This window comes from Blautia sp. St.27G3 (assembly GCF_059728505.1).
Window position 1 is genome coordinate 516,406 of the sequence record NZ_BAAGFO010000003.1, and the last position, 12,856, is coordinate 529,261.

The 12,856-nt window shown below is 46.7% G+C and carries 11 protein-coding genes; 2 read left to right on the top strand and 9 right to left on the bottom strand.

Annotated features, from left to right (window positions below):
- Positions 1-132: 132 nt before the first annotated feature.
- The 4 genes from dnaJ to hrcA form a co-directional block, all read right to left on the bottom strand.
- Positions 133-1,320 (bottom strand): molecular chaperone DnaJ, encoded by a 1,188-nt coding sequence (dnaJ, locus tag AC6I2O_RS16535; protein WP_120392919.1) that lies wholly within the window; start codon positions 1,318-1,320, stop codon positions 133-135.
- Positions 1,321-1,396: 76 nt separating this feature from the next.
- The gene (gene dnaK / locus AC6I2O_RS16540; RefSeq protein WP_120392920.1) at positions 1,397-3,268 is read right to left on the bottom strand and encodes a molecular chaperone DnaK; all 1,872 of its coding nucleotides are present in this window, start codon (positions 3,266-3,268) and stop codon (positions 1,397-1,399) included.
- A gap of 61 nt (positions 3,269-3,329) precedes the next feature.
- Entirely contained in the window at positions 3,330-3,959 is a 630-nt protein-coding gene (grpE, locus tag AC6I2O_RS16545) for a nucleotide exchange factor GrpE (protein ID WP_497743288.1), read from the bottom strand.
- 16 nt (positions 3,960-3,975) lie between these two features.
- Complete coding sequence (hrcA, locus tag AC6I2O_RS16550; RefSeq protein WP_120392922.1) at positions 3,976-4,998, bottom strand: heat-inducible transcriptional repressor HrcA; 1,023 nt, start codon at positions 4,996-4,998, stop codon at positions 3,976-3,978.
- Between the two features lie 237 nt (positions 4,999-5,235).
- Here hrcA and AC6I2O_RS16555 point away from each other — a divergent pair, with 237 nt between their 5' ends.
- Positions 5,236-5,988 carry an SGNH/GDSL hydrolase family protein gene (locus AC6I2O_RS16555; RefSeq protein WP_120392923.1) on the top strand — a complete coding sequence of 251 codons (753 nt, stop codon included), beginning with the start codon at positions 5,236-5,238 and terminating at the stop codon, positions 5,986-5,988.
- Here AC6I2O_RS16555 and hemW read toward each other — a convergent pair.
- From hemW to gpr, 5 genes are all read right to left on the bottom strand, one after another.
- Positions 5,978-7,141 (bottom strand): radical SAM family heme chaperone HemW, encoded by a 1,164-nt coding sequence (gene hemW / locus AC6I2O_RS16560; protein ID WP_120392924.1) that lies wholly within the window; start codon positions 7,139-7,141, stop codon positions 5,978-5,980. The two genes, AC6I2O_RS16555 and hemW, sit on opposite strands and share 11 nt — an antisense overlap.
- 135 nt (positions 7,142-7,276) lie before the next feature.
- Positions 7,277-7,981: a DUF3786 domain-containing protein gene (locus tag AC6I2O_RS16565; RefSeq protein ID WP_120392925.1), complete on the bottom strand. Its 705-nt coding sequence runs from the start codon at positions 7,979-7,981 to the stop codon at positions 7,277-7,279.
- Positions 7,982-7,983: 2 nt separating this feature from the next.
- A complete protein-coding gene (lepA, locus tag AC6I2O_RS16570; RefSeq protein WP_120392949.1) occupies positions 7,984-9,795 on the bottom strand; it encodes a translation elongation factor 4 in 1,812 nt (603 codons plus the stop codon).
- Positions 9,796-9,912: 117 nt separating this feature from the next.
- Positions 9,913-11,199: a stage II sporulation protein P gene (locus AC6I2O_RS16575; protein WP_120392926.1), complete on the bottom strand. Its 1,287-nt coding sequence runs from the start codon at positions 11,197-11,199 to the stop codon at positions 9,913-9,915.
- 201 nt (positions 11,200-11,400) lie between these two features.
- Positions 11,401-12,375, bottom strand: a complete 975-nt coding sequence (gene gpr / locus AC6I2O_RS16580; protein WP_120392927.1) for a GPR endopeptidase — start codon at positions 12,373-12,375, stop codon at positions 11,401-11,403.
- Positions 12,376-12,545: 170 nt separating this feature from the next.
- Here gpr and rpsT point away from each other — a divergent pair, with 170 nt between their 5' ends.
- Entirely contained in the window at positions 12,546-12,809 is a 264-nt protein-coding gene (gene rpsT, locus AC6I2O_RS16585) for a 30S ribosomal protein S20 (RefSeq protein ID WP_497743289.1), read from the top strand.
- Positions 12,810-12,856: the final 47 nt, after the last annotated feature.

Genomic DNA, 12,856 nt, shown 5'->3' on the forward strand with positions numbered 1-12,856 from the left:
CAACACTTGTAGAGAATTATAGGCTTCCTGAAATTATAATCAATAGCTTTTATGCTTTTTTAATACTCTTTAAAAAGTTTTAGGAAAAGGACCGCTGCACAAAAGTCGCCTTTCTGCAAACGGTCCCCTTCTCTAATCCTCAAATGTTTCTTTTAATTTATCCATAAAGCCCTTCTTCTTTGGCTTTTCACTTTTCTTTTCTTCTTCTGTTCTGCCCAGTGTATTACCAGTCTCCTGATCAAATTCCCGCAGCGCCTTCTTTGCGGCTTCATTCAGCTTGGACGGCACTTCAATCACAAGCGTCACATAGTGATCTCCACGAACATTTTTGTTGCGCAGAGACGGAACGCCCTTCCCCTTAAAACGAACCTTTGTATCAGTCTGTGTACCCGGCTTGATGGTATAAACAATATCGCCGTCCACGGTACTGATGCGGATATCTCCGCCAAGCGCTGCCTGCGCAAACGACATCGGAACAGTGGAATAAATGTTCATATCCTGACGCTGGAAGATCGGATGACGTCCCACAACTACTTCTACAAGCAGATCGCCTCTCGGGCCGCCGTTGCTGCCCGGTTCTCCCTTTTCCCGTATCCGGATACTCTGTCCGTTATCAATACCTGCCGGAATCGTAACTTTAATCTTTTTCTTGCTGGATGTATAACCAGTTCCATAACAATCGGAACATTTTTCCCGGATAATTTTTCCGGTGCCGTGACATTCCGGACACGTCTGGACATTCTGAACGGTGCCAAACAGGGACTGCTGTGTAAATACCACCTGCCCCTTGCCGCCGCATTTTGAACACGTTTCCGGGCTGGTACCTGGCTTCGCGCCTGTACCGTGACACTTTGTACACTCATCTTTTAAGGAAAGTTCAATTTCTTTTTCACAGCCGGAAATCGCTTCCTCAAACGTAATCCGAACACTGGTCCGCACATTTGCGCCCTGCATCGGTCCCTGAGATGCGCCGCGCCGTCTGCCGCCGCCAAACAGGTCGCCAAAAATATCTCCAAAGATATCCCCCATGTCGCCGCTGAAATTGAATCCGTCAAAACCGCCAAAACCACCGGCTCCCGGACCGCCCTGCTCAAACGCTGCGTGTCCGAACTGATCATATTGACGTCGTTTCTCCGGATCGCTCAGCACTGCATATGCCTCTGATGCTTCTTTAAACTTTTTTTCTGCCTCGGCATCTCCTGGGTTCATATCCGGATGGTATTTTTTTGCAAGAACTCTATATGCTTTTTTTAATGCGGCATCATCCGCATTTTTGTCTACGCCAAGGACCTCGTAATAATCTCTTTTATTTTCTGCCATAGATACCACCTACCTGACGATGCCCCTGAAGGCCTTTCCCTCAGGGGTATCGAATTGTGCTTATTTTCTGTTCTCTTTAAACTTCTCTGTAGTCTCCGTCCACTACGTCGTCATCCTGCGGAGCGCTTCCCTGTGCCCCTGCGCCGCTCATATCCGGACCTGCGCCCTGTGCGCCTGCACCTGCCTGAGCCTGCTCGTAAACCTTAGCAAACAGCTTCTGTGCGCTCTCCATCAGTTTTTCCTTGCCTGCCTTCAGATCTGCGATCTGCGCATCTGTCATTTCTTCCGGATTGGTCTTTTCCACCAGTTCCTTCAGAGCCTGGATATCTGCCTCAACTGTTGCCTTGTCAGCCGGATCGATCTTGTCGCCGACTTCCTCCAGAGCTTTTTCTGTCTGGAATACCATCGCATCTGCATCGTTTCTTGTATCGATCGCTTCTTTTCTCTTCTTATCCTGAGCTTCATACTCAGCGGCTTCCTTTACTGCCTTATCAATCTCGTCGTCTGACATATTGGAACCGGAAGTAATCGTAATATGCTGTTCCTTACCTGTTCCCAGATCCTTTGCAGATACGTTTACGATACCGTTCGCGTCAATATCAAAAGTAACCTCGATCTGCGGCACACCTCTTCTTGCTGGCGGGATTCCATCCAGACGGAACTGGCCAAGGGACTTGTTGTCCTTTGCAAACTGACGCTCACCCTGTACTACATGGATATCCACTGCGGTCTGATTATCTGCCGCTGTAGAGAATACCTGACTCTTCTTGGTCGGAATCGTTGTATTGCGCTCGATCAATTTCGTCGCAACACCACCCAGTGTCTCGATAGACAGAGACAATGGCGTAACATCCAGAAGAAGGATATCGCCTGCACCGGCATCACCTGCAAGTTTACCACCCTGAATGGAAGCGCCGAGTGCAACGCATTCATCCGGGTTCAGGCTCTTGTTCGGCTCATGTCCGGTCAGCTGTTTTACCTTATCCTGTACGGCCGGAATACGTGTGGAACCACCAACCAGCAGTACCTTGGAGAGCTCGCTTGCCGCAAGTCCTGCATCCTTCAGAGCGTTCTGTACCGGAATAATCGTACGCTCCACCAGGTCATGTGTCAGCTCATCGAATTTCGCTCTTGTCAGGTCCATCTCGAAATGCTTCGGACCGGTTTCGTTCGCTGTGATGAACGGAAGGTTGATATTCGTCGTTGTGGAAGAGGACAGCTCTTTCTTTGCTTTCTCAGCTGCTTCCCGCAGTCTCTGCAGCGCCATCTTGTCGCCGGAAAGATCAATGCCTTCTTTTGCCTTGAAATCAGCGATCATATAGTCTGTAATCTTCTGGTCGAAATCATCTCCGCCCAGTCTGTTGTCACCGTTTGTCGCAAGTACTTCGATTACGCCCTCACCGATCTCAATAATGGATACGTCGAACGTACCGCCGCCAAGGTCGTATACCATGATCTTCTGCTCTTTTTCGTTGTCCAGTCCGTATGCAAGCGCTGCCGCTGTCGGCTCGTTAATGATACGCTTTACGTCAAGACCTGCGATCTTTCCTGCATCCTTTGTCGCCTGACGCTGTGCATCATTGAAGTATGCCGGAACTGTGATTACTGCCTCTGTCACTTTCTCACCGAGATAGTTTTCTGCATCCGCTTTAAGCTTCTGAAGAATCATCGCGGAAATTTCCTGCGGTGAATATTTTTTTGCATCAATTTCTACTCTGTAGTCACTGCCCATGTGTCTCTTTATTGAAGAGATTGTGCGGTCAGCGTTTGTCACTGCCTGACGCTTTGCCGGTTCGCCGACAAGACGCTCTCCTGTTTTTGTGAATGCCACTACGGACGGTGTTGTTCTGGAGCCTTCTGTATTTGTGATAACTACCGGCTTTCCGCCTTCCATAACTGCTACGCAGCTATTGGTTGTTCCCAAATCGATACCAATAATTTTTCCCATAATTGTTTCCTCCTTGAATGATTAACCTGCTCTAAAATCTATAATTAAAATGTTCTTGCCTTTAATTTGCCACCTTTACCATGCTGTGCCGCACGATACTGTCTCTGTAAAGATAGCCCTTCTGGAATTCCTCCACTATGATATTCTCTCCGGCCTCATCATCCTCCACATGCATCACTGCATTGTGGAAATTCGGATCAAATTCTTTGCCGAGCGCTTCAATCGGCGTCACACCGATACTCTCCAATGTAGTAAGCATCTGCCGGTATACTTTTTCCATTCCCTGTACGAACGCATCCTCTTTCTGTTCTTCAGTCAGGCCTGCAAAACCGCGTTCAAAATTGTCAATTGTGGGAAGGATCTTCTCAATCACGCTTTTCGCTCCGACTTCATACATGGCAGCCTTTTCCTTTTCGGAACGTTTGCGGAAATTATCAAACTCAGCCATCTGCCGCTGCACCCGGTCTGTCAGCTCTTCAATCTGGACATCTCTTTTATCTTTTTTCTTTTTGCCGAACAAAGAGCGCTTCTTCTGATCGTCCTGCTCTTCTGAATCTTCCTGCATCTCTTCCATCTCTGATGCAGCAGACTCTTCCGTCTCCTGTGTGTCGTCTATGACTTCTTCCGCCTCCGCAGCGTCTGCCTGCGCTGCAGCTTCCTCCAGAATTTCTTCCTGTCTGTTCTCTTCCACTGGCTGTTCCACCTTTCTACTCTTTCTTGAATATCTGATCAAGCTGTACCATCAGCGTCCTTAATGTACTGACCACTTTATCATAATCCATACGCTTCGGACCAATCACACCGATCCTTCCATACATTCCTTCACCGATCTCATACGTAGCCGTGACAACGCTGCAATCCTGCATGGACTGAATGGGCGTCTCCTGACCGATGTAAACCTGGATTCCGGTTTCCTGATCCACATCACCGCTGATCATATCGACCAGGTCCTTTTTTTCTTCAAACGCGCTGATCAGCTCACTCGCTTTCTCACTGCTGCTCAGCTCCGGATATTTAAAAATGTTCGTCGCGCCGCTCGTATAGATTTCCACGTCATTTTCCGACTGAATCGTCTCGGCAATGACGTCCAGCACCTGATTGACCACCTCGCTGTGAATGCCTGCCTGTTCTTTCAGCCTTGCAATCGTGCTTAAATTAATCTCCTCGAGTGTCAGTCCGTTCAGCGCTGTGTTCAATAAAATATTCATCTCCAGCACGGTCTTTTGATCCAGCCCATGCTCTATGGAAATCATCTTATTTTTCACTACATTTCCTTCCGCAACAATAACGGCAAGAATCTGCGATTCACTGACAATCGACAGCTGAATAAACTTGAGCTTTGTCCGGTGGTACTGCGGTCCGGAAATCATCGCTGCATAATTTGTATTCGTCGCCAGGACTCTGGCAAGCTGCTTGAGCAGCAACTCCATTTTATCCTGCCTCTGAATCATCATCTCTTTCATTTCCGTGACTTCCCGGTCTTTTTCTTCCATCATATGATCTACATACAACCGGTAGCCGGCATCGGAAGGAATACGTCCTGCTGAAGTATGCGGCTGAAGAATCAATCCCATCTCCTCCAGGTCCGACATCTCATTTCGTATGGTAGCGGAACTCAGATTCAGGTCGGCATATTTTGAAATAGTCCTTGAGCCAACCGGCTCACCGGTCTCCAGATACGTTTTGATGATTGCTTTTAAAATCGTCCATTTCCGATCTGTGAGATGCATCTGAACTCCTCCCTTCTTCTCTGCTTGTTAGCACTCTCTTGTTTTGAGTGCTAACACCTTACGTTGTAAATATAATACTGTCATAGTCTTTTGTCAATAGCCTTTTTCATTTTTTTCAAGAAACATCCTGTCAGCGGCTGTCGAATCCCCTCGTTTGATATGAATTGACTTTTTACCTGAATGTGATATAGTATAGCAGTAACAAACTTCTGTTTGATTCTGGAAAGGACATATTATATGAAGAAAGAGACTATCATCGGAATCATACTTTCGGTTCTAGCACTTATTGCGCTGGGACTTCTGGTCATCTATCTGACCACACAGCACATGGACGTGCTTTTTCCGTCGGAAGGCACCTTTGCCGAGAGAAATGCAGAAGCTGTGATTCTTGCACTCCACGAATCAGACAAGGTTTCTGAATCAGAAACCAGTGTGCCAAACCAGTCACAGACGGACGAGACAGAGCATTCTGCTTCCGGTATTTTTACGATCTGGGTCGGCGATTCCAGAACAATTGGAATGCGCGATGCCGTTAAAAATGACGATGTTTACATAGGCGCTTCCGGCGAAGGTTACGACTGGCTCTCTGCAAACGGTCTTCCACTGCTGAAAAAGGCCATCAAAGATTATCCGGAAGCTCCCGTAGTGTTCAATTTTGGTGTGAACGATTATGACAATATGGAAAATTATCTCACCTTGTATACATCTCTTCTCGATAAATATAAGGACACGCACTTTTACTTTCTGTCAGTAAATCCGATTGATCCTGACATATGCAAAAATATTACAAATGAAGAAATCACAGATTTTAACAATCATCTGAAAAATACGTTTGGTTCCGCTTATATAGACAGCTATTCCTATCTACTCATGAAAGAAGCCGGTACCATCGACGGCGTACATTATTCCGGAGACAATTACCGGTTAATTCATACTTTTGCCGCAGAAGAAATTGCTAAACTAGAAACAGAAAAACCTACTACACGCTAAGCAAAAATTCCGCCATAACACAATTACTCAAGTCAATTCCCCGCGGGGTCAGGTATACCTGGCCCTCTTTTTTTTGCAGCAATCCAAGCTCCATCTGACGCTTCAGGACATCCCCGTATACCTCATCCATGGATTTTCCAAAACGCCGGGCAAAATCTGCCATACTGACACCGCGAATCATGCGCAATCCCAGAAACATGAACTCTTCCATCTGCTCTTCTACACTCAGTATTTCCCGCTTCTTATTTAAAAAACCATCGTTTTGATACGCTTCCATCTTTTCCGTATTCTGACAGCGAACGCCGCGCAGCAAAGATGACGCGCCAAGTCCGAATCCGACGTAATCAGTTCCCTGCCAATAACCTTTATTGTGACGGCATTCGTACCCCGGAAGCGCATAATTGGAAATCTCATAACGATGCATCCCTGCTTCTGCCAGCAGTGTTTCCGTTCTGACATACATGCGCCGCTCTTCTTCCTCTGATGGAAGATATTCCGGTTGTTCTCCTCGATCCCGCCGTTTTACATCCTCTGCATAGCGATGATAAAAAGGGGTGCCCTCTTCGATTATCAGACTGTAGGCGGAAATATGCTCCGGTTTTTTCTCCAATACACAGCGTATGGTTTGCTCCCAGCTGTCTGGTGTCTGTCCCGGCAGCGCTGACATCAGATCAATATTGATATTATCAAATCCTTCTCTTCTCGCAAGCTCATACGTTCTCTCAAAATCCTTCCAGGTATGAATTCTTCCTAGAAGGCCAAGCTCTCTGTCATCCGCAGATTGCAGGCCAATGCTGAGCCGGTTGATGCCTGCTCTTCGATAGCTGCTCAGTTTCTCTGCATCTACAGTACCAGGATTACATTCCAAAGACACCTCCGCTTCCGGCTCCAGATGAAACTGACTGCGCACAAGCTCCATAATCTCGGTAATCCATTTTGCATCGAGAACAGACGGTGTGCCTCCACCAAAAAATACCGTGATTACACGGTATTCTTCATGATATGGAAAAGCCTTTATTTCTTTTTTCAGGGTACTAAGATATGATTCCTGTAGTTTGGAGCTGGACGGAAAGGACAGGAAATCGCAGTAGGAACATTTTTTGATACAGAATGGGATATGAATGTAAATCTCAAGGTCTTTTGTTTTTTGCATGGTGTTTCTCCGGGAAAATTTTTACAGGTACGCTTAGACGCGTATCGTTTTTATATCGTCTTTCATAAACTTACTTTTTTATTTTTAACTCATTTTTACACACTTATGTGAGATGGATTACATGGGTTGGTCTGATTATGAGCCATTTTCTATTTCGAAGGTTGTCCCGCGAAGTGGGAGGCCTGCTGCCTTCTTGAGTCTCACAAGGCCTTCTGTAGCCAGTGTGACGGTGGATTCTACGTGAATGTAATCCGTTGCACTGTAGTCAAACAGGATATTGGCCTGCGCAGGAAACTCGTCGTCTCCGTCCCAGAACAGGAATTGCATTGGGATGCATACAAAACATGGAAGTATAAAGCCTACATCTGCCTGGGACAGCATCTCTCCACCCAGGGCCTGTGCTGCTTCTCTCAGTTTATCAGGCTTTCCTTCGAAGGTCGCTGCAAGTGGTTTCAGGATATTTTTCTCAAAAGCCGGTGCAAATGGGCCTGCGTTTTTCAATTCGCGAAACGGTACCCAGCGATTCTGAAAATACGCTGTTTCTTTGCTGTACCAGAACAGATTGTAGATGTCCAGGCGGACGTTTACCGATACTTCTTCCAGCGCTTCGGATGCCTTGTCGTCAGCCCCTCCACGCATAAGCCAGTCAGACAACGCAAAGATCTGGCCGGTCTGCCTGTGCACTCCGTACTTCTGTCCGAAATGAAACAAGGTCAGATATTCTCCTTCCTGCTTCAGCTCTGGAAGCCTCCGGCACAGCTTTTCCTGATCCAGTTCCAGAAATTTCAGCCGCCAATCCTCACACAGCTTTTCATAATTTGATGCCCGTTTTTCTTTCATTTTTATTTATCATCCAGCTTCAACACGCTCATGAAAGCCTTCTGCGGAATTTCGACATTTCCGATCTGGCGCATCCGCTTCTTTCCTTCCTTCTGTTTTTCCAGCAGCTTTTTCTTTCGTGTAATATCACCGCCGTAACATTTCGCCAGGACATCCTTGCGCATTGCTTTTACTGTCTCCCGGGCAATGATCTTGCTGCCGATCGCAGCCTGAATCGGTATCTCAAACAGCTGGCGCGGAATCTCCTCTTTCAATTTTTCACACATTCTGCGTCCGCGCTCATAAGCGGTCTCGCCGTGCACAATGAACGACAGCGCGTCAACCTCCTCGCGATTCACCAGAATATCCAGCTTCACAAGCTCGGAACGCTGATATCCTTTCAGTTCATAGTCAAAAGATGCGTAACCTCTGGAGCGTGACTTGAGCGCATCGAAGAAATCATAGATGATTTCATTCAGCGGAAGCGTATATTTTAGAAGAGCTCTCGTCTCCTCAATGTACTCCATGCCTCCGTAAATGCCTCGGCGCTCCTGACAGAGTTCCATAATGGAACCAATAAATTCTGTTGTCACCATGATCTCAGCCTCAACCACCGGTTCCTCCATATATTCAATTTCAGACGGGTCCGGCAGATTGGACGGATTGGTCAGTTCAATCACTTCTCCGTTTGTCTTGTAAACCTTGTAGATAACACTGGGCGCCGTTGTCACAAGGTCCAGATTGTATTCGCGTTCCAGCCGTTCCTGGATAATTTCCAGATGCAAAAGGCCAAGGAACCCACAACGGAATCCAAAGCCGAGCGCAATCGACGTCTCTGGCTCAAAATGCAGCGATGCGTCATTCAACTGCAATTTTTCCAGAGCATCCCGCAAATCCGGATATTTCGCCCCGTCCGCCGGATACATGCCGCAGTATACCATTGGATTGACCTTTTTATAGCCCGGAAGCGGCGCTGCACACGGCCTGGTCGAACACGTTACCGTATCTCCGACACGAGTATCTTTCACGTTTTTGAGGCTTGCCGTCAGATAACCAACCATTCCGGCGCTCAGTTCCTCACATGGAATAAACTGCCCCGCGCCAAAATAGCCTGCTTCCACAACCTCAGCTTCAGCTCCGGTCGCCATCATGCGGATCGGAGTACCTTTTTTTACCGTACCCTCCATAATCCGTACGAATATAATGACTCCTTTATAGGAATCATACACAGAATCGAAAATAAGTGCCTGGAGCGGTGCGCTGGCATCTCCTCCTGGCGCCGGAATTTTTTTCACAATCGCTTCCAGCACCTGTTCCACATTCTGCCCTGTTTTGGCTGAGATCAGAGGTGCGTCCTCAGCCTCAATCCCTATGACATCTTCAATCTCATTGATTACACGTTCTGGCTCCGCGCTTGGCAGGTCAATCTTGTTGATGACCGGCATCACATCCAGATCATGATCCAGCGCCAGATATACATTCGCCAGCGTCTGCGCCTCAATTCCCTGCGCAGCGTCAACCACCAAAATCGCACCGTCACATGCCGCAAGACTCCTGGATACTTCATAGTTAAAATCCACATGCCCCGGTGTGTCAATTAAATTAAATATATATTCTTCCCCGTCCTGCGCCCGGTACACGGTCCGAACCGCCTGAGACTTTATCGTAATTCCGCGCTCACGCTCCAGATCCATGTTATCCAGGACCTGATTCTGCATCTCCCTGCTGGTCAGCAGTCCCGTCATCTCAATGATACGGTCTGCGAGTGTGGATTTACCATGATCAATATGTGCAATAATACAAAAATTTCTGATTTTATTCTGCTCTGCTGCCACCTGTGTTCCTCCCTGCCGATACCCTAAATACAGCCTGTCTTTTTCCTTTTCCGGCCTTTTATATTCGATACAGTTTAACACATTCTTTTATTGCTTGTCCATAGGGCAGCCAACATTTTAACCGCAAAGCACCTGATCCAACAGCTGTGCCAGTACTATCATTGCATTTTTCTCTTCCTCGACTGTGTTAAGCTGTGTTCCAGCCTCGATCAGCAGCGAGCGCGGCCTTAGATGCAGATTAAAGCGCTCTGCCTTCAGATAAATATTCCGCGTAAAATCCGGATAACGTTCCCGCGCCGCAAGCTGCATCTGTAAAGAAAAAGCCAGGTTCTGTGCAATATAAGGATTCTGTAGATAAGTAAGCGGTTCATCTTGACTGTTCCTGGAAATTCCGTTAAAAAACATAATCATAGAAGTCGGCTTGCCGTCAATTTCCGTTACAAATTTCTGTCCCTCCACGCCGTCCCGGTGTAAATCAATGACAACCTCAATGGTCGGATTTTCCTGCAAAATCTGTTCCACAGCATCACGGGCATAATCGTACGCCGCACTTCGATCCAGCACGCCATCCACCAAATCATAAACGCCCGTATCGTGAATTACCTCGTACCCATATGTATTTTGCAATTCCTGTGCCAGCACATTCCCCATCCCTATAATAGAATCTGCTTCTTCTCCCTCTCTGGAATCAATAAACGTTTCCTGAGAATGCGTATGATAGATTAAAATCTGAGGAACACCCTCCTTTTTTTGAATTGTCAAATCTTCTGCCAGAAGCATATCCACATCCAAAAGATCAGCATCTGCTGTTGTACCTGAATCTACCGTGTAATAATGATTCAGCAGATAATCGAAATCCTGCAGCTGCGTGCGCAAAGCCTCTGAAATTACAGAATTGCCGGATGCCTGTAAAACATCCTCTGATTCTGCCTGCGTATCTGTCTGGTTTTGGGTTTTTGCATCTGTAGCTGTGCCTGTTTCAGCCTGTGTTTTTGTTTCTGGTCCTGTTTGCATCTTTGTTTCCAGGCCTGTCTGATCTCCCGCTTTCGCCGTTTTTTCTTTCTGGCTGTTTGCCTCGTTTGGTACTTCGTCGCTGCCAGTCCCTGTTGTTTCGCTCTCTTCCTCAGCCTGTCCCCTGGCCAGATGACTATACACAGGTACTACCTGCTCCATCCAAAGCGAAGCAAGACTTTCTCCGTCCCCATTCTCGACTGCTGCCGCATATCCTGGCGCCCAGGTGCGTATTGCACTATCTTCCAGCGAACGCTGCACATTGCCATAATCCAGTCTGTCCTGGATCATCGAAGTGGATAGCAAAACGCTGCCTCCCTTATATATAATATAAATTCCAAGTACAATGATTAATAAATACAGAACCTTCTGTAATCCATCCGTTCCCCTCATATTGTGCCTCCTGAAAACAGGGCTGCCGCATAAGATCTGTTTTATGCGGCAGCTCCACTGGTATCTGTGTTCCTGGCAAATAATGCTAACGTCTGATTGTACCTGGCAGCTCTATCGCGCCAGCTTTAGACGTTACCATATATATATGAAGAAAAGTGAAAAAATATGACCTTCTGCCTAGTTAAACTACTTCATGACTGCTTATTTTTCTTTTGCAAATGCAATATTGAGCCCCTCTGATATCGTATAGCTCAGATATTTGACCGATTCATCAATATCTTTCGGTGTTACAAACATCGTATTCAAATGCGGTGAAATCAGTTCCCGTATCATCTGATGTTTTTCTGCCTGGTTCAGCGTCCCCAGAGTACCACCAAGCTTTTGCATGCTAGCAGAGCTATCCATCTGGTTCACCAATTCTTCCATCGTATCATTGACAATGGTCGCCGCATCTACTACGGTCGGAACGCCTATCGCAATTACGGGAACACCGAGCGTTTCCTCATTGATGGCATTTCGGTGATTTCCAACACCAGACCCTGGATTAATCCCTGTATCGCTGATCTGAATGGTTCTGTTAAGCCGTCTGGTGCTGCGTGCTGCCAGCGCGTCAATGGCAATGACCACAGAAGGTTTTGTTTCCTGCACCACACCCCGGATAATTTCCAGAGTCTCCATTCCAGTCTGCGCCATAACACCCGGAACGATTGCGCTGACCTCTCTGGAGCCCTCAGCCACAAATGAAGCCTGGCCATACTCACGTATCATGTGTCTCGTGATGTGAAGATTATTTACCACGTCCGGCCCAAGTGCATCTGGCGTAATCTCCCGGTTCCCAAGACCAACTACTAACACCGAATCCCGACACCTGCCCTCGGAAGCATACCGATTCAACACATGTTGCAGATGACTGGCCAGCTCTTCTGAAATCTCGCGATGATAACCTTCGTCCGGCGTGGACATATTGGGGGCCTCGATCGTAATATAGGTTCCGACCGGTTTTCCCATCGCCTTTGCTCCATTTTCCGTCTCGATTCGTACAATCGTCGTATAAATTTCGCGTTCCTCATCCGCTCTCTCTTCCACATCCACACCACGGATTTTGATGTCTGCCTCTCCATAGCTTTCTCTGGCCTCCAGAGCCAGGTCTGTTCGTATCTGAAAATTTCCCATCATAGCTGCTCTCCTTCGTTCTTTCTGTAACCTATTTTTTACAAGTTTTTCAGAAATATGTATTGACATGAAAGATGGTTTGGAATAAGATATATGAGTATGTTTACATTAAACGACCGTGTCCGATTTTAATGAAACACAGCATAAATACAAAATGTTTGGAGGTGTACACATTGGCTAATATCAAATCTGCAAAGAAAAGAATCCTGGTAGCAAAGACCAGAAATGAGCGTAATAAGTCTGCAAAGTCTGCTGTTAAGACCGCTGTTAAGAAAGTAGAAGCTGCTGTTGCAGCAAATGATAAGGCTGCTGCACAGGCTGCTTTATTGTCTGCTACTTCTATCATTGATAAAGCTGCGAAAAAGGGCATTTATCATAAGAACAATGCAGCAAGAAAAGTTTCACGTCTGACAAAAGCAGTCAACACCCTGGCATAAGCATAGATCAGATAAAATCAGATAAAAATAACATAAAAAAAGCAGCT